Source organism: Actinomadura livida (assembly GCF_014648675.1).
Classification (GTDB): domain Bacteria; phylum Actinomycetota; class Actinomycetes; order Streptosporangiales; family Streptosporangiaceae; genus Spirillospora; species Spirillospora livida.
Map to the genome: position 1 here is coordinate 218410 of NZ_BMRO01000011.1, position 20283 is coordinate 238692.

General features: G+C 69.6%; 21 protein-coding genes. 13 read left to right on the forward strand and 8 right to left on the reverse strand.

Features of this window, described 5'->3' with window-relative positions; translation table 11 throughout:
* Window positions 1-16 precede the first annotated feature (16 nt).
* The 4 genes from IEZ03_RS25895 to IEZ03_RS25910 all read right to left on the reverse strand — a co-directional run bounded on the left by IEZ03_RS25895 (window position 17) and on the right by IEZ03_RS25910 (window position 2233).
* Window positions 17-220 (reverse strand): hypothetical protein, encoded by a 204-nt coding sequence (locus IEZ03_RS25895; RefSeq protein WP_184887489.1) that lies wholly within the window; start codon window positions 218-220, stop codon window positions 17-19.
* Between the two features lie 502 nt (window positions 221-722).
* The gene (locus IEZ03_RS25900) at window positions 723-1052 is read right to left on the reverse strand and encodes a hypothetical protein (RefSeq protein ID WP_184887487.1); all 330 of its coding nucleotides are present in this window, start codon (window positions 1050-1052) and stop codon (window positions 723-725) included.
* A 123-nt stretch (window positions 1053-1175) separates the two neighbouring features.
* Window positions 1176-1439 carry a DUF397 domain-containing protein gene (locus tag IEZ03_RS25905; protein ID WP_308427995.1) on the reverse strand — a complete coding sequence of 88 codons (264 nt, stop codon included), beginning with the start codon at window positions 1437-1439 and terminating at the stop codon, window positions 1176-1178.
* Complete coding sequence (locus IEZ03_RS25910; RefSeq protein WP_184887484.1) at window positions 1436-2233, reverse strand: helix-turn-helix domain-containing protein; 798 nt, start codon at window positions 2231-2233, stop codon at window positions 1436-1438. Before IEZ03_RS25910 ends, IEZ03_RS25905 begins: the two co-directional genes overlap by 4 nt.
* 210 nt (window positions 2234-2443) lie before the next feature.
* Between IEZ03_RS25910 and IEZ03_RS25915 the strand changes: the two genes are divergently transcribed.
* The 9 genes from IEZ03_RS25915 (at window position 2444) to IEZ03_RS25955 (ending at window position 9109) form a co-directional block, all read left to right on the forward strand.
* On the forward strand, window positions 2444-2644 hold the full coding sequence (locus tag IEZ03_RS25915; RefSeq protein ID WP_184887483.1) for a hypothetical protein: 201 nt from the start codon (window positions 2444-2446) through the stop codon (window positions 2642-2644).
* Complete coding sequence (locus tag IEZ03_RS25920; RefSeq protein WP_184887481.1) at window positions 2641-2955, forward strand: hypothetical protein; 315 nt, start codon at window positions 2641-2643, stop codon at window positions 2953-2955. The genes IEZ03_RS25915 and IEZ03_RS25920 overlap by 4 nt, the downstream gene beginning before the upstream one ends.
* Complete coding sequence (locus IEZ03_RS25925) at window positions 2952-3152, forward strand: hypothetical protein (protein WP_184887479.1); 201 nt, start codon at window positions 2952-2954, stop codon at window positions 3150-3152. The genes IEZ03_RS25920 and IEZ03_RS25925 overlap by 4 nt, the downstream gene beginning before the upstream one ends.
* A gap of 52 nt (window positions 3153-3204) precedes the next feature.
* Window positions 3205-3522 carry a hypothetical protein gene (locus tag IEZ03_RS25930; protein WP_221480856.1) on the forward strand — a complete coding sequence of 106 codons (318 nt, stop codon included), beginning with the start codon at window positions 3205-3207 and terminating at the stop codon, window positions 3520-3522.
* A gap of 99 nt (window positions 3523-3621) precedes the next feature.
* A complete protein-coding gene (locus tag IEZ03_RS25935) occupies window positions 3622-5157 on the forward strand; it encodes an FAD-binding oxidoreductase (protein ID WP_184887477.1) in 1536 nt (511 codons plus the stop codon).
* Between the two features lie 162 nt (window positions 5158-5319).
* Entirely contained in the window at window positions 5320-6573 is a 1254-nt protein-coding gene (locus tag IEZ03_RS25940; RefSeq protein ID WP_184887475.1) for an alpha/beta hydrolase, read from the forward strand.
* A gap of 103 nt (window positions 6574-6676) precedes the next feature.
* Complete coding sequence (locus IEZ03_RS25945) at window positions 6677-7648, forward strand: DUF5954 family protein (protein WP_184887473.1); 972 nt, start codon at window positions 6677-6679, stop codon at window positions 7646-7648.
* Window positions 7649-7658: 10 nt separating this feature from the next.
* Window positions 7659-8210 carry a hypothetical protein gene (locus tag IEZ03_RS25950; RefSeq protein WP_184887471.1) on the forward strand — a complete coding sequence of 184 codons (552 nt, stop codon included), beginning with the start codon at window positions 7659-7661 and terminating at the stop codon, window positions 8208-8210.
* 98 nt (window positions 8211-8308) lie between these two features.
* On the forward strand, window positions 8309-9109 hold the full coding sequence (locus IEZ03_RS25955) for a VOC family protein (RefSeq protein WP_184887469.1): 801 nt from the start codon (window positions 8309-8311) through the stop codon (window positions 9107-9109).
* Here IEZ03_RS25955 and IEZ03_RS25960 read toward each other — a convergent pair.
* Both IEZ03_RS25960 and IEZ03_RS25965 read right to left on the reverse strand, forming a co-directional pair.
* The gene (locus IEZ03_RS25960; RefSeq protein ID WP_184887467.1) at window positions 9083-9589 is read right to left on the reverse strand and encodes a hypothetical protein; all 507 of its coding nucleotides are present in this window, start codon (window positions 9587-9589) and stop codon (window positions 9083-9085) included. The genes IEZ03_RS25955 and IEZ03_RS25960 overlap by 27 nt on opposite strands.
* 66 nt (window positions 9590-9655) lie before the next feature.
* The gene (locus tag IEZ03_RS25965; protein ID WP_221480855.1) at window positions 9656-10534 is read right to left on the reverse strand and encodes a DUF4231 domain-containing protein; all 879 of its coding nucleotides are present in this window, start codon (window positions 10532-10534) and stop codon (window positions 9656-9658) included.
* Window positions 10535-10598: 64 nt separating this feature from the next.
* On the opposite strand from IEZ03_RS25965, the gene IEZ03_RS25970 reads away from it, so the two are divergent.
* The 4 genes from IEZ03_RS25970 to fxsT all read left to right on the forward strand — a co-directional run bounded on the left by IEZ03_RS25970 (window position 10599) and on the right by fxsT (window position 18562).
* Complete coding sequence (locus tag IEZ03_RS25970; protein WP_184887463.1) at window positions 10599-11066, forward strand: hypothetical protein; 468 nt, start codon at window positions 10599-10601, stop codon at window positions 11064-11066.
* Window positions 11067-11083: 17 nt separating this feature from the next.
* Window positions 11084-13351, forward strand: a complete 2268-nt coding sequence (locus IEZ03_RS25975; RefSeq protein WP_184887461.1) for an FxsB family cyclophane-forming radical SAM/SPASM peptide maturase — start codon at window positions 11084-11086, stop codon at window positions 13349-13351.
* A gap of 73 nt (window positions 13352-13424) precedes the next feature.
* Window positions 13425-14621 (forward strand): TIR-like protein FxsC, encoded by a 1197-nt coding sequence (locus IEZ03_RS25980; protein WP_184887459.1) that lies wholly within the window; start codon window positions 13425-13427, stop codon window positions 14619-14621.
* Between the two features lie 14 nt (window positions 14622-14635).
* A complete protein-coding gene (gene fxsT, locus IEZ03_RS25985) occupies window positions 14636-18562 on the forward strand; it encodes an FxSxx-COOH system tetratricopeptide repeat protein (RefSeq protein WP_184887457.1) in 3927 nt (1308 codons plus the stop codon).
* Here fxsT and IEZ03_RS25990 read toward each other — a convergent pair.
* Together IEZ03_RS25990 and IEZ03_RS25995 are read right to left on the reverse strand one after the other, a co-directional pair.
* Complete coding sequence (locus IEZ03_RS25990; RefSeq protein WP_184887455.1) at window positions 18548-19438, reverse strand: alpha/beta fold hydrolase; 891 nt, start codon at window positions 19436-19438, stop codon at window positions 18548-18550. The two genes, fxsT and IEZ03_RS25990, sit on opposite strands and share 15 nt — an antisense overlap.
* A 104-nt stretch (window positions 19439-19542) precedes the next feature.
* A complete protein-coding gene (locus tag IEZ03_RS25995; protein WP_184887453.1) occupies window positions 19543-20199 on the reverse strand; it encodes a TetR/AcrR family transcriptional regulator in 657 nt (218 codons plus the stop codon).
* Window positions 20200-20283: the final 84 nt, after the last annotated feature.

The following is a 20283-nucleotide window of genomic DNA, read 5'->3' on the forward strand; positions in this document are numbered from 1 at the left end:
GTCTCCGCGCCGTCGATCAGTCCGGTAGACAGGCCGTGGCCTGGCACGGGTTGGCGTAGCAGCATGTTCTGAACGCGTACATGCCGTAGATGCAGCGCCACTCGTCTGTGGTGCGGGTGCAGGCCCCGAGCCACTTGCAGGAGCAGATGGCGGACGCGGTCGCGCGGGGGACCACCAGGCTGAGCAGCCGGTCGCCGAGCTTTTCGATCTTTGTGATCATTGCTTTTCGTGCCTCCCTCGGGTCTACCTCTTTGGATCGACCACCCCGATTAAGACCCAGGGCGCTTTCAGGTCCGCTTCAGTGCTGCTTCACCGCAGGTCACCGACCCTCGGGCTCGGCGTCCGCGCCGAGGCGGCAGGGCGGATGCGTTCTCACGCGGCTAGACCGGGTAGCTGGAGTGCGTGGTAGGTCCAGCCCATCTGCGGTGGATGGCGATGGCCACGATGCGCAGGGCGGCCATGACGCCGGGGGCCGCGGACGTGCGGGGCCGTGGCGGCCACCTGCCGCTGGTCCAGGACGATGGCGTCGTGGGTGACGGCGGCGACCCGGCGTGGTCGGCTTGCGGTCGCGGGCAGCGAGGGGGCGCAGGGTCCGGGTGGACACGGGCGAGGGGAGGGGCTTCGGACGCGACGGAACGAGCCCTTGGCCCGGTCGGGCCAAGGCGGGGGAGGGCCTGGCACTACCGGGCCGGCGGCCCCGCAGAGGCTACGTGGGCGAGCGATCAGCCGATGATATTGGAATTGTCGGCGTTCGCGGAGAGAGTCCAGTTGCCGTTCTCGTACACGGTGAACTTGACCGTGCCGTCCACTCCGCGGCTGGCGTCCGATCCGGTGAATTGCAGACCCAGTTCCCCGGACGGTCCGGTTATCGGGAATGCGCGGCGCCATTCGCGCAACCATTCCTTCTGCCTTCGGTAACCGGGTATGCGGCGCGGGAGAGAAAGTAACCGTGCCCTGGTGCGCAGGTCAAGAGGCAATCCGAACGGCCTCATCTCGGCTGGCAAGACGGCGATACGAAAAGGGAGATACTGCGGAGTTTTCGCGGCCTTCATCGGTGCCGGAGCCTGTTATCCGGGTCGGTGGACGGTGCTGGCCGCGCATGGCAAGACCTCAACGCGACGAGCCCCCGGCCGCATCTGGCCGAGGGCTCGTGAAGTCGAGCGGGGGGCGGGAGGTCAGGTGAGGTCGTGCTCGCTGCTCTTGACCGAACGGGCGAACGCCGCCCAGGCCGAGGCACTGAAGGTCAACTTCGGCCCGTCCGGATCCTTGGAGTCCCGAACGCCGACCATGGGGGAGAGGCCCGCCACCTCGACGCACTCGCCACCCTCGTGACCGCTGTACCTGCTCTTGCGCCAGAGACCTGCTACCTCGACACAGTTGCCGCCGCTGTGGCCGCTGTGGCTACTTTTGCGCCAGTGGACGCTGGGCATGCCCTTCATAGGCTCTCCATTACCGTTCTAATCATGGCCCGTGACTCCTCGATGGGGAGCGCGTGTCCGCGGAGTAGATCCCAGCGTACGACCTTGTCTCGCACACGGACAGGTTTCTCGATCAAGAGCCCTTCGCCCGCAGACTCGGTATAGGCCAGGTTCAGGCCGTCGTCGAAGCCCAGGATCGTGAATTCACCTTCAAGTCCTGCGTGGTACCCCGAACTGTATGGGATGACCTGAAGCATCGTGTTAACTCGCTCTGAGGCGGCGAGAAGGAAATCAAGTTGCTCTCGCATGATCTCCGGGCCTCCTATCGATCGGCGCAGCACGGCCTCATCCAGGACCATCCAGATGTGCGGAGCATTGTCGCGAGTGAGGATCGACTGCCGTTCCATACGCTTCGCCGCCAACTCCGACGCGTTGGTCCCGTCGGTAGTGGTGAGAATCGAGCGTGTGTAGTCCTCGGTCTGGAATAGGCCGTTGACTAGTAGGGCGCAGTATATTCGGTAGGTCGTGGCTTTTCTCTCGTACTCCAGATACTCCGGAAAGCCGGATGGGAGCACCAACTCGACCTCGATCTCCTTGGCGAGCTTCCAGAGGCGGTAGTACATACCTCCGGTTTTGAAGTAGGTGTCGAGGTCGTGTGCGCTCTGCTCAGAGATTTTGCGGCCGCTCTCCATGGTGCTGATCCACTGGGGCGTACAGCCGAGCGCGTCCGCCAGTTCCTTTCCCGTGATCTTGGCCTCGTCCCGCATGCGGCGGAGTTCCGTGCCGAAGAAGATGCGTGCTCGATTTTCAGCCATTTGGAGCCTCCGGGGGGTTAACCAGCGAGGGGCCGGTTGAGTTGATCTTGGCTCAGATTGACCGGTGGTATGGAAAGGTCACTGGCGCACTTTAACCCGGACCATGAGTCTGTTCGCAAGCTTTTCGGCGCAACGACAGACAACGAGGTCCCCAAGATGCCTAAGAGGTCGGTATCAAATAATTATGGGAAGACAGGGCAATTGCCCCTCATGTCCGATTGGGAAGGTGAGCGATCGGACGGCGGTTTCCGTGCGCAGCGGGTCTCCGGCCTGAGCGAATACCAGGTGCTCAACGGCTGCCTGGGCGAGGTGCGGGCGCAGGACGAGGGCGAACTGTGGCTGCTCTGCGATGCGCAGACCCGGTTGTCCGAGCGGATCGCCCTGGCCGAGTCCACGCGGAGGCGGCCGTGAGCATTCCCGAGCACGAGTCCCCGGCCGTCGAGTCGTACGTGCGGCTCAAAGCGCTGGAAATACACCTGAGGGCGCACGGCTTCACGACGCACCATGTGGCCGGAGGGCTGGTCGTCCGTAACACGACGTCCACCGCACGGACGTGCTGCGGGGCCCAAGGAGTCGCGGGCGACACCGTCACCTGCCGGCCGCACGAAGAGGACGGGAACCGCTACTGGTTCTTCACTTCCTGGCAGCAGCCGATCGCCGAATCCGAGCGCATCACCGACGCTCTGGTGATGATCAAGGGATACCTGGGAGCCCCCGCTTGAACGCCCTCACCTACCGGGCATGGCGGCCCAGCGCGTCGGCCTATCTCGCCGAACTGAGGCGCGAGTTCCCGGCGTTCGGCATCATCGCCGATCCGGACCGCCCCATCTGGATGGCGGTCCGGGGCGATGACGTCTTCATAAGGGCGACGGACGGCTACGTCCTCCGTCAGCGCCTCCTGGAGATATCGGATCAATGAGCCCGGATCTGGCGGTACTCCGTCTCCGCGCGTTCTTCTCTAGGATCGCGGTGTGCGCCAGATGCCGTCGGCCGATATGGTCAGTTTGATTTCATTCCTCGCCGTTTTGCTGATCTTTTTCAGCATTGATGTGCGTTCGAGGAATGCAGTGGGCTCGAAGCCGTGGCATGCGCACCTTTTCGAATGGTCGTCCCGGATCGGCGGCATCGCCACGGCTCTGGCTCTGGCCCTGGGGTGGACGGACCTGTTCTTCCCGGACGAGAGCAGCCCGATCCATGTGGCGCTCGTGGCCGTCCCCGGGTCTGTGGGGGTGGTGTGCGCCATCGTGCTGGGCGTGGAAATGCTCTGGCAGCGATCGGAGTCGCCCTAGCCGAGAAGATAACAGCGGGTTACTGATCGATTGCGGTGCGGGGTTGGTGGGGAAGGGTCCTTCGCGCTGGTGGTCTGCGACGCGGAGGCGATGCAATCGATGAGTGAGACCTCGACACTGCCCACGACCGTGGTCCGGCCCGGTGACAAGCGCTATCCGGCGCTGAGCCGGGGGTTCAACCAGCGGTGGATCGCCGAGCCGGAGTACGTGCGGCTGGTGCGGACGCCCGGGGAGGTGCGGGCGGCGCTGGAGGAGGCGGTGAACGAGGCCCCGGCGGACCCGGAGCGGACGCGGATCACGGCGAGGGCCGGCGGCCACTGCTACGAGGACTTCGTCTGCGGCAAGGACGTGCGGGTGATCCTGGACGTCAGCCCCATGTACGGAGTTTCGTACGACGGCGACATGCAGGCGTACTGCGTCGGGGCGGGGGCGACGAACTGGCACGTCTACAGCCACCTGTATCCGCTCAGCGGGAAGACGCTGCCCGGTGGCTCCTGCTACTCGGTGGGGCTCGGCGGGCACATCCCGGCGGGCGGGTTCGGGCTGCTGTCCCGGCAGCACGGGCTCACCGTCGATTACCTCTACGCGGTCGAGGTGGCGGTGGTCAGGGCCGACAAGACGGTCAAGCTCGTGGTGGCCAGGCGGGACGACAAGGACGAGCGCCTACGGGACTTGCTGTGGGCGCACGCCGGGGGAGGGGGCGGGAACTTCGGTGTCGTCACGAGGTTCTGGTTCCGGGGGCTGCCCGAACCGCCGAAACAGGTCCTGCTGACCGCCCTCGCCTGGGACTGGGAGGACTTCACCAAGGACGAGTTCACCGCGCTCGTGACCGCGTACGGCGAGTACTTCCGCGACCATCAGGACGCGTCCACGGCGCCAGGCAAGCTGTTCGCTCTCCTCAAGCTCAACCATGTCAGCAACGGCCAGATCGGGCTGCTGGCGCAGGTCGACGTGGACGACTCCGACGGGCCGCAGGCGATGACCGACTTCATCGAGGCGGTGGACGGCCGGATCGGCCCGGCGGCGACGAAGATGCGGTCGGTGATGGGCGAGCATTTCGTCCACATGGACATTCCCAGGGTGATGCCGTGGCTTACGGCCACCCAGGCGCTGAACGCGAGCGGGGAGAACCGCTGCGGGAAGTACAAGTCCGCCTACCTCAGGAAGCCGTTCACCGGGCAGCAGATCGACGCGATGTGGGCCTACCTCGGCAATGAGGAGTACACCGACTACGTGAACAAGCAGGCGCTCATCCAGGTCGACTCCTATGGCGGCGCGGTCAACCGCCCTCTGCACGACACGGCGGTGCGGCAGCGCGACTCCATCCTGAAGCTCCAGTACCAGGTCTACTGGACGAGGCACGATCCTCAGGAGGACGCCCACCTCGCGTGGATCCGCGACACCTACAAGGCGACGTTCGCCGGGACGGGCGGCGTCCCCGTCGCCGGCGGTGATGTCACGGACGGTTGTTACATCGGGTATCCGGACACCGACCTGGACGACGAGCGCTGGAACGGCTCGGACCAGTCGTCGGAGACGCTCTACTACAAGGACGCCTACGCGAAACTGCAGGAGATCAAGCGGTACTGGGACCCGCTGAACGTATTCCGGCACACGCAGTCGATCCGTCCATGACGCCCTGTGTGACGGGGGACACGTGACGTGGCGTGACGGTTCATCTCGCCTTTATTGCATTCGATGACCAATACTTGCGGGTGTGACGAAGGGGACAGTAGTTTCGTCGGGCGTGTGGATTGGAGCATCGGGCCGCTGCGGCCCGGGCCGGCTGGGGAGTCCATGAAGAAGCGTACCGACAGGAAGATCGCCATCGCGGGCACCGCGGCGGCGGCCGTGCTGCTGCCCGCCGTCATGGTGGGCCTCGCGCAGGCCGGCGTGGGCGTCCCGAAGAAGCTGTCGGACGCCGTCGGCGACTCCGAACCGGTGCCCTCGTTCGGCCCCGCGGCGCAGCCGTCGGCGCCGGGCACCGCCCCGCAGCCGACGAAGTCGGCCAAGCCGGTGAAGCTGCCCGACGTCCCGACGGGCACCAACCCGTTCCGCACGGGCGGCGGCGCCCCCGCGCCCAACGACCCCGACACCAACGCGGGCAGGCGCGGCCAGAAGCCGAAGCTGCCCGCGGGCATCGGGTCCGGCAAGTACGCCAAGGCGCCCAACGGCGCCACCATCACCGGCGTCAAGAAGATCAACTCGCGGATCTTCGACGTCGAGATCGCGTCCCCCGCGCTCGGCGCGAAGGTGAAGACGCGCGTGATGGTCCCCAAGGGGTGGAGCGCGAAGTCCACCAAGACGTGGCCGACCGTGTACGCGTTCCACGGCGGCAACAACAACTACACGTCCTGGACCAAGGACTCCGACATCGAGCAGACCATCGGCCCGTACAACGCGATGGTCGTCATGCCCGAGGGCGGCTGGAACGGCTCCTACGCCAACTGGCACAACGGCGGCAGGGGCGGCATCCCCGAGTGGGAGAACTTCCACATGCGCGAGGTCATCCCGCTGATGGAGCGCAACTTCCGCGCCGGGGCGACCCGCGCCGCGATCGGCCTGTCGTCCGGCGGGCAGGGCGCCATGATCTACGCCGAGCGGCACCGCGGGACGTTCAAGTACGCCGCGTCCTACAGCGGCGCCCTCAACATCAGCGCGCCCGGCATGCCGGCCATCCTCACGGCCATGAACCGCGAGTCGGGCACCTCGATCTGGGGCGACCCGATCACCGCGCGAAGCAACTGGCGCGAGCACGACGCGACCGTGAACGTCGCCAAGCTCAAGGGCATCGGCGTGTACGTCTCGTCCGGCAACGGCGAGCCGGGCCCGTACGACAACCCGGAAACGCCGCCGCACCACGCGGGGCGGATCGGCGAGCAGCTGTCCGGCGTGATGGCGCAGAACTTCGTCGCCGCCGCCAAGCAGGCGGGCGTCCCCGTCACCGCGAACCTGTACGGGCCGGGCATGCACAACTGGAAGTACTGGAAGCGCGAGCTGAAGCGCAGCTGGCCCGCCATCGCGGCCGCCATCGGGGCGCGCAAGTCCTGACCGTGCTCTTGACCCCGCCGATTCACGTGTCCTGCGTCACGCCCGGCCCGCGAGATCGCCGAATCGCGCGCGGCGCACCGCCGTCCCTGTGACGATGGAGGGCATGACAGGAAGTGATGGTGCGGCTCTCGCCGGTGACCTCCCCCCATCCCTGTCGGCCGCGGCGCGCCCGCCCCGGTTCGGCGACGAACTGGCACGGCGGACCCGCCCCGTCGTCCTCTGGTACGGCTCGACGTACGGGGTGCTGGAACGGGTCCCCGGCGGCTGGATGATGTCGGGGATGGAGCGGATGTCCCCGCAGGACGCCCGCGACTCCCTCGCCTGGTGGTTCCGGAACATGGCGCGGTTCCACGCCACCGGCGCGGACCGCACGGCCTACCACGACGGGGCCGCGCTCCTCGAACACGGGCACCTCGACGAGGTGACCGTGGCCGGGCGGGTGTTCCGCGTCGTCCGCGCCGACAGGTTCTGCCGGTTCGGCCTGGACGGCCCCGAGCCGCCGCGCCCCACCGACCCCGACGACCTCCCCGAGCCCCGCACGCGCCGCGACCCCGCCCGGTTCGACCACGGCCTGCTGCCGCCCGCGCGGCCGATGACCGGCGCGGAACTGCTCGGCGAGCACGTCCCCGCCGGGCCGGGCGTCCCGGCGGAGGTCACCCGCGACGCCCGCCGCGCGCTCGCCACCCACCCCGGCGTCGTCCCCCTCGCCACGAGGTTCGCCGCCGCCGAGCGGGAGAACGGGACGTGGCCGCCGCACGGCCCGTTCCTGCACAGCCCCGCCCGCGTCCGCGACCACCTCGCCGCGTACTTCGACACGCTCGTGCCGAAGATGCTGCGGCCCTCCCCGGCCGTCCTCGCCGAGTACCGCGCCGCCGCCGCCCTGCTCCGGGACGGGACGCGCCGCGCCGAGGTCACCGTCCTCGGCCGGTTCTTCCGCGTCGTCCGCGTCGAGTACATCGTCCGGTCCGGGCCGGACGGCCCCGAGACCCCGCGGCCGTCGGACCGCGATCCCGAGGATTACCGCACCGGGTCCGGGGAGTTCCGCATCACGGGCCGCGCCGACGACGACCAGTGACGGGCCGGCGATGAAGGGGTTCGCGCGGCGGGAGTTCCAGCTCGTGCTGCTCCGCCGGATGGCCGACTACCAGCCCGGCCTCGTCGAGGACGCGGTGCGCGGGCTGGGCGCGTCCCGGACCGAGATGCGCGAGGCCAACGCCCGCTGGCAGCGCATCCTGCGGTCCCGGACGTTCCCGCGCGGCCTGCGCCGCTACGAGGCCGTCCTCGGCCCGGCGGCCGTCCGGGAACTGCGGATCGGCGACGTCTCCTGCGACGTCGCCCGCTGGCCGCCGCTCACCCTGTGGCCCGGCCTGGCGTTCGAGATCGTGCTCGCGCCGGACGGGTCGGTCGTGCGGGAATGGCTCGTCCGCGACGACGGCGTCCCCGTACCGCGCATGGAGACCGTCGACGACCTCGTCCCCTGGTCGTGCGTGGTCGGCGACGTCAGCGAGCGCTTCGAGGCGGTCACCCACCAGGACGGCGACGCCCCCAGCCGCTGGCACGCGACGCTGACCACCCCGGACGGCACCTACGTGGCCCATTTCGTATGGGGCCTTTTGCAGGTCGTGGCCGCCATCTGAAACATTGAAATCGGCTTGGCGGTTTCGGACACCGGATATTGCGCACGCCTCCCTAGCGTGAATGGCATGCGAGCTGCGACAGGCGTGCCATGCCTCAAGTGACCGGACACGCCGCCGGCCATCCGTCGTGGGTGGAGCTGGCCAGCCCGGACCTCGAGGCGTCCAAGCACTTCTACTGCGAAGTGTTCGGCTGGTACGCCTACACGCTGACCGTCGGCAGCGTCGGGGAGTACGAGATGTTCACCCTGGGCGACATCCAGGGTCCGGCCATCGGTGGAATGTTCGAACTCGCTGACGACTCGTTGCACTCCTCCTGGACGATCTACTTCCACACCGACGACCTGGACGCATCGCTCGACCTCGTCCGCGCCGCCGGCGGCCAGGTGCTCGTCGAGCCCGTGGACATCGCCGATCTCGGCCGGATGGCCCAGTGCTCCGACTCGCAGGGCGCCGACTTCGCCTTCTGGTTCCCCTACAACCTCAAGAGCGCCGAGGCCATCGACGAACCGTCCACGATGTGCTGGGTGGAGCTGTCGACCCCCGACATCCACGAGGCCCGCCGCTTCTACGGGCGGGTGTTCGGCTGGAAGCCCGTGGACCGCTCCTACGAAGCGCTGACCTACACCGAATGGAAGCTCGGCACCTGGTCCGTGGCGGGCATGGTCTCCCTGGCCGAGCGGTGGGCACCCGACACCCCGCCCCACTGGACGCCCTACATCTGGGTCTCCGACTGCGACGCCGTCGCCGCGCGGGCCGCGGAACTCGGCGCGCAGGTGCACGTCCCCCCGACCGACATCGGGCCCGGCCGCCTCTCCATCCTCACCGACCCCGCAGGCGCCCGAATAGCCGTAATAACCCCAAAGGACTCCGACCTAAGAGCCCTGAAAACGCTGCCCTGACCCCCCGGTGCGCCGGGCGCCCTCGGGCCAGATGACGTGCACGGCGACGCCCCGCCGGCGCGCGTACTCGACGACCTCGGCGGTACCGCCGCCTCCCCTGGCGGGGGCGCCGTCCCAGACGGCGATGAGACGGTCGACCCGGTCGAGCATCGTCAGCCCCGCGTCCCGGTAAGGCCCCGGGCCGGGCAGAACGTGCGGCAGTGCCCGGATCCGTGACGCACGCGCCTTCAACTCCTCGAAGCCCCGGCGCGCCCGCCCACCCAGCGCCGCGGCGTAGCCGGTGGCGGGGATGACGACCTCCAGGCGCCCGCCCAGATGCAGGACGGCCCGTGCGAAGATCTGGTCGGCTCCGGCGGCCAGGCATGACACGCCCACGATGTCCCGTGTGCTCTGCGCCCGGAGCTCCGTGCGGATCGCCTCGTCCACCATGACGGTGGTCGGCTCGTCGAGATCCCGGTGCCCGGTGATGGCGATCCGCATGGGCCTCCTCCCTGTGCTGCGGCCGTTCGTTGCTCGGTGGGTCAATGGTCCCCCGCCGATTCCGGTTCATACGTGGGAGGCCCACCAGAGGGTGTGCTCCCGGGAGATGGCCTCCTCGACCTCGTCGACGAAGTGCGCCCACTCCGAATCCGTGGCCGGCCACTCCAGCCGCGAGGCGATCTCGGCGAGTTCCTGCGCCGCGATGCCGTACGCGGTGGCGAGCTGCTGATGCTGGCGCGTCTGCACCCAGGCGAGCCCGCCGGCCGCGACGGCGGCCACGATGCCCGGCAGATCGAGGCCGAGCATCCCCACCGCGTTGAGGACGGCCGCGACCAGGCCCGCGGCCTCCAGCGCGGCGAGGAAGATCGACCAGCGTGCGACGCTGCGCCCGTGCTCCGCCGAGCGGTGGGCGTACCAGCGGTACTGGTCCTCGATCCGGCCGGCCCGGTAGGCGCGCCTGCGCCCGTCGAGGTCCCGGGCGCGCAACTCCCGCATCTCGTCGGTGACCTGGAGCCCGCCGCCGTCGCCGTCGATGACGAGCGCGCCCAGGTTGCCGCGGATCACCGAGAAGCGGTGCAGCAGCAGCGACTCGGCCGCGCGGTCGTCCACATCGTCCACCCCGAAGGGCTGGCCGCCCACCGCGAACCGCCACGCCAGGGTCTTGGCGGACTCCGCGGCCGCCCGCGACTCGTACCACTGCCGGTCGGGACGTTCCGTCAGCAGGTACACCTCGATGACCAGGCCGACGCCGAGCCCCGCGGCCGCGAGCAGCGCCGCCGCGTCGACCCTGCTCACCTCGAAGGTGAGCGTCCCCATCACGGCGGCGGTGAGCAGCGCGATGAGCCGCAGCCCGGTCGCGACGAGCAGCCGGTGCTGCCCGGTCACGGCACTGGTGTCCGCTGCCCGGAAAAGTGCTGGATAGTGCGATTCGGCGAGTGCCTCCACACTTTGAGTGGAATGTCAGCTCTTGTCCACGTCAAGGTTGTGTGGATAAGTCCACAGTCCCGAGTTGTCCGACTTCGGCCACGGGATCGACGAAACCCTGACCAGGGAGTCCGCATCGAAACGGGCACGAGTGGCGGTGGACCGGAACGCTCACGCGATAACGGTCGTGCCAAAAAGAAGACAGGCGAATGTGGAATGTGCCACCCTGCCGGACATGGAGCTTTGTGGTCCGCACAAAAGTTCGATGGTGCAGGACCCAAGGGCCGTCAAAGCGCCAGTCTGCACGATATTGATGCGCACGGACGGGCATACTGTCGCCACGCACTGTCACCCTGCCGGATGGATAATCATGATTGCTCTTGTTGAAGAAGCGGGCGCAGCGGAACGCACGGACCTGCGGGACCTGTCTCCGGAGGAGCTGGTGCTGAGGCCCGAGGCGAGCGGTATCGTGGCACGGCTCACCAGGACGGACGAAGTCGACGGGGATGGCTCCGAGGCCGTCCGCGTCGCGGCGTTCAACTCTTTCATCTGAAATCACATTACGCCGCCATGCCCCCGTCAACACCGTTCCGGCAATTCGTGCTCAAGGTGCACAGCAGGTGTGATCTCGCATGTGACCATTGCTACGTATTCGAGCACGCCGACCAGAGTTGGCGGGGGCGTCCGGCCGCCATGGCCGTGCGCACGATGGAGCGCACGGCCGAGCGCGTCGCCGAGCATGTGCGGGCCCACGATCTCACGGAGGTCTGCCTGGTCCTGCACGGCGGCGAACCCCTGCTGGCCGGAGCAGGCCATCTGCGCGACCTCATCATCGCCTTGCGGACGCCGCTCAGCGGTTCATGCGAGATAGACCTGCGGATGCACACCAACGGCGTCCTGCTCGACCGGCGGTTCTGCGAACTGTTCCGCGAGCAGGACGTCAAGGTCGGCATCTCGCTCGACGGCGACCGGACGGCCAACGACCGGCACCGGCGCTACCGGGACGGGCGCAGCAGTTACGACAAGGTCGTCCGCGCCATCGAGCTGCTCCGCCGCGAGTATCCCGACCGCTACTCCGGGCTGCTGTGCACCGTCGACGTCGCGAACGACCCGATCGCGGTCTACGAGGCGCTCATCGCGCACGAACCGCCCGCGATCGACTTCCTCTGGCCGCACCACACCTGGGACCGCCCGCCGCCCGCCGGGCACGGCGACTGGCTGAAAGCGGTCGCGGACCGGTGGCTCGACGACGGCCGGCCGGTCCCGGTGCGCGTCTTCGACTCGATCATCAGCACCGCACGGGGCGGCCCCGCCCTCACCGAGTCGCTCGGGCTGGAGGCCAGCGACCTGCTGGTCGTGGAGACCGACGGCGCCTACGAACAGGCCGATTCCTTGAAAACGGCCTTCGACGGCGCCCCGGACACCGGGATGGACGTCTTCCGGCATTCGATCGACGATGCCGGGCGGCACGCGGGCATCGGGGCACGTCAGGGCGGGCTCGCCGCCCTGTGCGAGACGTGCCGGGCATGCCCGGTCGTGGCCACCTGCGGCGGCGGGCTGTTCGCCCACCGCTACCGCGGTGACGGCACCGGCTTCGCGAATCCCAGCGTCTTCTGCGGTGATCTGCTCGCGCTGATCGGCCATGTCCAGGAGCGGACCACGCGCGCGCCGCACGTGCTGCCGCCCGCCGTCGTGCGGTCGGTGGCGACGGGGCACGGCGACCGGGCGGCGATCGCCCGGCTCGGGACCGCGCAGGCGATCGGCCGCCGGTCACTGCTCGCGGCCGTCGGCGCCACCACCGCCCCGTCGGACGCATGGGAGGCGATCAAGCGGATCGGCGCCGCGAACCCCGACGCCTACGACTGGGCGCTATCGCATCCCTACGTGCGGGCCTGGGCCGTCGAACGGCTTCGCGCCCTGAACCGGCCGGCCGGCCCGGCATCCGCCGCACAGCGGGACGACGGGCTGCTGGCCACCGTCGCATGCCTGGCCGCAGCCAGAGCGTCCGAGAACGTCACCCTGCCCGTCCCGGTGCGCCACGGCGCGGTCTACTTCCCGGGACTCGGACGTCACGAAGTGCCGGGGCGCGGTATGACCAGGGTTCGCGTGGACGCCGGAAGCCTGGACGTGGAAGGCGCCACACGGTTCGACGCGGTGCGCCATCTGACGGCCGGCACGTTCACCGTGGCGCTGGACGACCTCGACCCGTTCCGCGACTGCCACGACCACCCCGCCGCCGGGCGCGTGCCCGCCGCGGAGTTCGCGCGGTGGCAGGCCTTCTTCGAGGAGGCGTGGACGCTGCTGGAGAAGGAGTACGCGGAGTACGCGCCCGCGATCTCCGAAGCGCTGACGACGATCGTCCCGCTCGACCCGCCCGCGTCCGGCGCCAGCGTCAGCTCGGCGGCGCGGGACGCCTACGGGTCGGTCGCGATCGCGCTGCCCGAGAGCCCGGCGATGCTGTGCCTGCTGATCCTGCACGAGTTCCAGCATGTGAAGCTCGGTGCCGTCCTCGACTTCGCCGACCTGTACGACAAGGCCGACGACCGCCTGTACCACGCGCCCTGGCGCGGGGACCCGCGTCCCCTGGAGGGGCTTCTGCAGGGGACGTACGCACACGTCGCCGTAGCCGACTTCTGGTTCCGGCGCACGCGGCATCCGGATCCGGACACCGCCGCCGAGGCCGCCCGCCACTTCGGCGACTGGTATCCGAAGACGCTGGCGGCGACCCGCACGCTCCAGGACTGCGGCGCCCTGACCGGGCTCGGCGAGCAGTTCGTCGCGACGATGCGCCGGACGCTGGAGTGCTGGGACGTTCCAGACCCGCTGCCGGAACGGTAAAACTCCACATTTGACGGGCTGTAATCTTGCCGCTCCTGGCGCTATACATTGATGAAACCTCCGAGGGAGCGGCATGGCGGGACGAAGGCAGGTGGAAGAGGCGCGCCCGCACTTCTTCCTGAGCTATGCCAGGCCGCGCTACCGGCCCGAGGACGGCGACCGCTGGGTGTCGAAGTTCTTCCACGATCTATGCCAGGACATAAGCCAGGCTACGGGCGCGCGTAATCCCGGTTTTATGGACAGGCAGATCGACGTGGGCACCGAGTGGCCGGACCAGCTCGCGGACGCGCTGGCGAACTGCCGCGTCTTTGTCGCGCTCTTCTCACCCGCCTACTTCACCAGCGAGTACTGCGGCAAGGAATGGGCGGCCTTCCTGAAGCGCTACTACGCGCAGACCGCCGGGCTGGACAGCCCGCCGGCGATCATCCCGGCGCTGTGGACGCGAATGGAGATGGCCGAAATCCCCGAACCGCTGCACAGCATGCAGAACATCCCGCCCGAGTTCCCGCCCGCCTACGGCAGCGAGGGCCTCTACGGAATCATGAAGCTGGGCCGGTTTCGCGAGCAGTACAAGGAGACCGTGCTGCGGCTGGCCACCGTCATCAAGGACCGGGCCGCCGAATGCGCCCTCCCTTTCAGCGAGGTCCCGTCGCTGGCGACGGTGCAGAGCCCGTTCGCGGGCGCGGCGCCCGGCTCGCCGCGCCCGGCGATCCGCCTCACCCTGGCCGCGCAGGCGATCGGCCAGCTGCCGTCCGGCCGGGACACCTACTACTACGGCCGGACGGCCCGCGAGTGGACACCGTTCCGCACCGAGAAGCACACGATGCCGATCGGCTACTTCGCCAGGCAGGTGCTCAGCGAACTCGGTCACGACTCCTTCGTCGCGAGCGCGGACGAGCCGCCGCAGGACCCCGGAGGCGCGCCCGGACTGCTCGTCGTCGACCCGTGGGCGGTCAAGGACCGGGTCATCGGCAAACGGCTCCGGCAGATCGACCGGGACCCCGTCCAGGTCCTGGCCCCGTTCAACTACGAGGACCCGCAGACGGCGAAGCGGGTCGAGACACTCCGCGCGGACGTGGCGGAGGTACTGCCCAACGCGGCCGCGCTGAACGGCTCGGCCCCCCACCTCACCTCCGCCCGCGCGTTCCGCGAAGCGCTGCCCAAGGCCGTCCACGAGGCGCTCATGCGGCACTTGAAGACCACAGACGTGCACCCGCCGCAGGCCCCGCCCTCCACGCCTCGGCGGCGGCTTCAGGAGCCGGAGGCCTAGGCGAGGAGTACACCATGGTGAACAACGGAACCATCGTCACCTTCTATTCGTACAAGGGCGGCACCGGGCGTACGAGCGCGCTCGCCAACGTCGCCTGGATCATGGCCGCCGCCGGGCAGAAGGTCCTGGTCATCGACTGGGACTTGGAATCCCCAGGGCTGCACAAGTACTACCATCCATTCCTCGACCAAGACATCCTGACCTCGACGCCCGGGGTCATCGACATGCTCGACGAGTACTCCTGGGCCACGACGACCAAGCACGACGACGACCGGCGGGAATGGCACCGCGAGTACGCGCGGGTGTTACGGCACGCGGTGACCCTGGACTGGGAGTTCCCCGGGGAGGGGACGCTCGACTTCATCTCCGCCGGACGCCAGAACAGGAACTACTCCTCGCTCACCCGCACCCTCGACTGGGACAACTTCTACGGGCGGCTCGGCGGCGGGCAGTTCTTCGACGCGCTGCGCGAGGACATGCGGCGGCACTACGACTACGTCCTGATCGACAGCCGCACCGGGTACAGCGACATCGCCGACATCTGCACGCTCCATTTCCCGGACATCCTGGTCGACTGCTTCACGCTCAGCTACCAGAGCATCGACGGCGCCGCCGACATCGCCATGAACATCGACAATCGCGACCACGTGCGGCCGATCCGCATCCTGCCGGTGCCCATGCGCATCGACTTCGGCGAGAACGCGAAGGTGGAGGCGGGCCGCGCGTACGCTCGCGCGCGTTTCGACCGCTTTCCGCGCGGCATGTCCCGGCAGGACGCGAACGGCTACTGGCTCTCCATCGAGATCCCGTACCGGCCCTACTACGCCTTCGAGGAGACCCTCGCCACGTTCGGCGACGCGCCGGGATCGCCCAACTCGATGCTCGCGGCCTTCGAGCGGCTCACCAAGGTGATCACCGATGGGCGGGTGAGCGAGTACGCGCCCATCGACGAGGAACTGCGGCTCACCACCCTCGAACGGTTCACCCGGCGCGGCCCGGCGGAGATCTCCGACGTCCTCATCAGCTACGCCTCCGCGGACCGGCCGTGGGTCGACTGGATGGCGCTGGTGCTCGGCCGCGCGGGCTTCCGCGTCACCGCCCGCAGCGTCGACGCGGGTGCGCACGACATGCCGGACGACGACCCGGCGCCCCCCGGTGAGCACACGATCGTGCTCGTCTCCCCGGACTCTGTGCATTCCCCCCAGGCGCAGCGGGTGTGGGACGCGCTCGGCAGCCGCACGGCGGCCCCGCACCGGCGGCTGACGGTCGTCAGGGTCCAGGGCGCCGCGCTCGACACGGCGTTCGGCGACCGCGTCCCGCTCGACCTCACCGGGCGGGGGGAGCGCGGCGGCGCCGAGGACCTCGTGCGGGCGCTCGGCCGGCCGGGCTACACCTTCGACCACCCGGCGGAGCACTCCCGGGTCGGGCCGCGCTTCCCCGGCGCCGCCCGTACCGCGCCGAAATACTGGAACGCCGACCGGCGCAACGCCGTGTTCACCGGCCGGGGCCGGCTCCTGGAGGCGATCCGGGACGAACTGCTCGGCACGACCCGTCGCATCGTCACGCCGTTGGCGCTGCACGGCCTCGGCGGCGTCGGCAAGACCCAGGTCGCCCTTGAGTACGCCCACCGGTTCAAGGCCGACTACGAACTCGTGTGGTGGATCAGCGCGCAGTCGCCCGACTCGATCCGGGTCGGCCTCGCCAACCTCGCCGAGCAGATGGACCTGCGGGTCGGCGACAGCCTGGCCGACGCCGCCGCGGCGGCGCTGGAGGCGCTGCGCCGCGGCGAGCCGACCACCCGCTGGCTGCTCATCTTCGACAACGCCGACGACCCGGAGGAACTGGCGTCCTACCTGCCCGGCGGCGACGGGCACGTCCTGATCACCTCCCGCGACCCGGCCTGGACCCAGCTCGCCACGCCGCTGGAGGTGGACGTGTTCACCGAGAGCGAGGCCGCCGAGCACCTGATGCGCCGCGTCCAGGAGATCTCCGAGGAGAACGCGCGCAAGATCGGCAAGGCGCTCGGGCACCTGCCGCTGGCGATCGAGCAGGCCGCGGCCTGGCTCGCCTCGACGTTCATGCCGGCGAGCGAGTACCTCGACGAGCTGGAGCACGAGACCGCCTCCACGCTGGAGCGCAGCGGGGAGAGCTTCCCGCAGTCGGTGGCGATGACCTGGAGCGTCACGTTCCGGCAGCTGCGCGAGGCGTCCCCGGCGGCGGCCCGGCTGCTGGAGCTGCTGGCCTTCTTCTCCTCCGAGCCGATCGCGCTCGACCTGGTCTACAGCAAGGAGGCGGCCCGCATCCTCGCCCGCCACGACGAGACGCTCCGCGACAAGCTCGTCATCGGCAAGCACGTCCGGGAGATCAGCCGGTTCGCGCTCGCCAAGGTCGACCAGGGCAACAAGTCCATCCAGGTGCACCCGCTCGTCCAGGCCGTCATCCGGCACGGGCTGGCCCCGGACGTGGCCGAGGCGACCCGCCACGACGTGCACAGGATCCTGCTGGGTGCCCGGCCGCAGCACGGCGACACCGACGATCCGGCCAACTGGCCGAACCTGGAGGAGATCCTGCCGCACGTGAAGCCCTCGGCCGCGGCGCAGTGCGACGACGAGGACGTCCGGCAGATGCTCACCGACCTCGTCCGGTACCAGTGGAAGCGGGGCGTGTTCGACAGTGCGATGGCCGCCGGGCGGGAACTGGCCGCGGAGTGGAGCGGCAAGCTCGGCCGCGACCACTGGCAGTGGCTGTTCCTCCAGTCGCAGATCGCCAACGTGCTGCGCTCGCAGGGGCGACTCGACGAGGCGTACGAGCTCGACAGCGACGTGCTGCGGCGGCAGCAGCAATCGACGGCGCTCGGCCCGACGCACCCCCATACGCTCATCACGGCGAGCAACCTGGCCGCCGACCTGCGGGCGAAGGGCAGGTTCCAGGAGGCGCTAGCCCTGGACAAGCGCACGTACGAGCAGGCCGCCGAACCCTGGGGCGACGAGCATCCGCGCACGCTGATGGTCGCGCACAACCTGGCACTCGACTACCGCCTCACCGGTGATTGGCAAAGCGCCTACCGTTACGACAAGCACGCCCTGGAGCAGCGTCGCGTCCTCCTCGGCGAGAACCACCCCTACACGCTGTACTCCGAGTCGAACCTGGCGCGGGACCTGCGGGAGTCCGGGCACTTCGACGAGGCCGTCGACATCCTCCGGGACGTGTACCGCAGGTACCGGGACGTCATCGGCGACCAGATCCTCGACACGCTCCGCACCGGCAAGCACCTCGCGCGGTCGCTGCGCAGGGCGGGGCTCCGGGAGGAGGCGCTGGTGCTGGCGGAGGAGATCTACGCCCGCTACCAGCGGTACTTCCCGGAGTCGCCGGAAACGATGCCCGCCGACCTGGAGGTCGCGGCCTGCATGTCCGACACCGGTGACCTGGTCGGGGGCCGGGACCGCACCCGCGCCGCGCTCGCCAGGTACCGGGGCGTGATGGGCGACGACCACCCCTACACCGCGATGATCGAGAACAACCTCGGCTACCACCTGCGCCGCACCGGCGACCTGGACGAGGCCTGCGACCGCACGGAGCGGGCGTGGTCCGAGCTCACCCGGATGCTCGGCCCCGAGCATCCGTTCGTCCCGCTCGCCGCGGACAACGTCACGAACTGCCTGGGCGACGCGGGGCGCTTCGCGGAGGCCGAGACGCGGGAGCGGGACGCGATGATCATGCTGTCGCGGCTGCTGGGGGACGACCATCCCGACACCCACACCTGCCGGTCCAACCTGTCGATCACCCTGGAGGGGATGGGCCGGGTCTCGGAGGCGAGAGAGCTGCGCGAGCGGGCGGTCGCCGGGCTGATGGTCCTCGCCGAGAGGCATCCGCACCCGGTCATCGCGGAGGTCCGCGACGGCGTCCGCGTGGACCGGGACCTCGAGCTACAGCCGCTCTGAGCGGTGGCCGCCCGGGCGGCTGAGCCAGGTCAGCACGTCCGGAAGGACGTTGAACGCCCCGAAATGGGCTGAACCGGACTGGACGACGACGGTCGAGGTCGGGATCCGGTCGGCCATCCAGCGGGAGTGCCCGGCGGGGGAGAAGGTGTCGTTCGCCCCGTGCCACAGCATCGTCGGGACGACGATGTCGCCGAGTTCGAACCCCCAGGGCGCGCAGAAGGCGAGCAGGTCGTCGATCCAGCCGTCCGCGGACGTGCGGAACGCCTCCGCGAACGTCTCCAGCAGCATCCTGCGCATGCCCGCCTCGAGGACCACGCGGCGGTCCGACTGGGTGAGCCCGGCGTAGAGGTCCGCGACGTGCTGCGCCGGGTCGGCCCGGATCCGCTCGGCGATCGAACGAAGTCTCGCGGAGACGAGCCGTCCCTGGCCGCGGACGGCCATGTACTCCCTGGTGTTGGACGGTGCCATGCCCTCGAACCAGTCCAGGCCCTCCGCCTGCGCCGGCGCGAGCCCGACGAGGGCCGCGGCGCGGGTCGCCCGGCCGGGGAGGAGCGCCGCGCACGCGAGGGCGTGCGGGGCTCCGCCGGAGCGGCCGAGGACGGCGAACTCCTCCAGGTCCAGGACGTCGGCGAGCAGCCGCACGTCGGCGGCGACGTCGGCGACGACGCGGCCGGTCATCCGGTCCGACCGGCCGTAGCCGGGCCGGTCGAAGCTGATGAGCCGGATCCCGAGCTGGTACAGGGTCATGGGCCGTGGGACGGGGCCGAGCCTGCTGCCGGGCGTGCCGTGCAGCAGGAAGACCGGGAAACCGGTCGGGACCCCCCATTCCTCCACGGCGAGTTCTCGTCCGTCCGCCGCGTAAACGACCCTCGTCAAGATCGTCCTCCGTCCCCCGGAAATCACCGTGGCAGGTCCCGTCCCGCTTCTAACCGAACTTCTCCACACGCGTCAACGGGATTAAGGGTGCGGTGACGATGGGTCTATTGCGTACTTCCGTCGGCGGCGTGGAGGCGGGCCAGGAGGAGGAGGGTGAGTTCTTCGATGAGGTCGTCGAGGGTGGCGTCGACCCAGCCGGCGTCCCAGTCGTGGAGGAGGCCGGTGATGCTGCCGGTGAAGGCGGCGGCGGCGATGCGGTAGTCGCGGTCGGCGATCTCGCCGCGGCGGGCGGCGGCGGCCGCCTCGGCGCAGATGAAGTCGATCCAGCGGGCGCGGCGGGCGAGGCGCTGGCGCTCGATGCGGGGGCCGGCGCCGACGACCTCGACGAAGGCGATGCGGATGCGGGCGCGGTCGGCGGTGATGCTCGCGGCGTAGGCGCGGAAGAGGTGGGCGGTGCGCTCGGCGAGGGGGAGGCCCTCGGCCTCCCGCAGGGTGGTCGCGACGGCCTGCTCGGCGATGTCGTTGACCTCCAGGTGGAGTTCGGCGAGGAGGTCCTCCAGGCCGGCGAACTCCTCGTAGAACTGGCGGGTGGACAGCCCGGCGGCCTCGCTGAGGGCCGCGACGGTGGTGCCGCGGTAGCCGGGGCCGCGGCCGAACAGCTCCAGGCCGGCGTCGAGGAATCTGCGGCGGCGCTCGGCGCGCCGCTCGGCGGCCGATCTGCCCGCGTACCTGCCGGTGGGCGTTGCGCGCCTGCCTGCCACGGTCGCTCCCTCCGCGTCCTCGACGGCATTTTCCCGCGCATGGGCCTTGTGTCGAGCGGCCTGTTGTCTTACCGTCCAGTAACC

Coding starts and splice junctions, on each gene's coding strand:
- IEZ03_RS25895 (WP_184887489.1), bottom strand. CDS start 220: ATGATCACAAAGATCGAAAAGCTCGGCGACCGGCTGCTCAGCCTGGTG.
- IEZ03_RS25900 (WP_184887487.1), bottom strand. CDS start 1,052: ATGAAGGCCGCGAAAACTCCGCAGTATCTCCCTTTTCGTATCGCCGTC.
- IEZ03_RS25905 (WP_308427995.1), bottom strand. CDS start 1,439: ATGAAGGGCATGCCCAGCGTCCACTGGCGCAAAAGTAGCCACAGCGGC.
- IEZ03_RS25910 (WP_184887484.1), bottom strand. CDS start 2,233: ATGGCTGAAAATCGAGCACGCATCTTCTTCGGCACGGAACTCCGCCGC.
- IEZ03_RS25915 (WP_184887483.1), top strand. CDS start 2,444: ATGTCCGATTGGGAAGGTGAGCGATCGGACGGCGGTTTCCGTGCGCAG.
- IEZ03_RS25935 (WP_184887477.1), top strand. CDS start 3,622: ATGAGTGAGACCTCGACACTGCCCACGACCGTGGTCCGGCCCGGTGAC.
- IEZ03_RS25940 (WP_184887475.1), top strand. CDS start 5,320: ATGAAGAAGCGTACCGACAGGAAGATCGCCATCGCGGGCACCGCGGCG.
- IEZ03_RS25945 (WP_184887473.1), top strand. CDS start 6,677: ATGACAGGAAGTGATGGTGCGGCTCTCGCCGGTGACCTCCCCCCATCC.
- IEZ03_RS25950 (WP_184887471.1), top strand. CDS start 7,659: ATGAAGGGGTTCGCGCGGCGGGAGTTCCAGCTCGTGCTGCTCCGCCGG.
- IEZ03_RS25960 (WP_184887467.1), bottom strand. CDS start 9,589: ATGCGGATCGCCATCACCGGGCACCGGGATCTCGACGAGCCGACCACC.
- IEZ03_RS25975 (WP_184887461.1), top strand. CDS start 11,084: ATGCCCCCGTCAACACCGTTCCGGCAATTCGTGCTCAAGGTGCACAGC.
- IEZ03_RS25980 (WP_184887459.1), top strand. CDS start 13,425: ATGGCGGGACGAAGGCAGGTGGAAGAGGCGCGCCCGCACTTCTTCCTG.
- fxsT (WP_184887457.1), top strand. CDS start 14,636: ATGGTGAACAACGGAACCATCGTCACCTTCTATTCGTACAAGGGCGGC.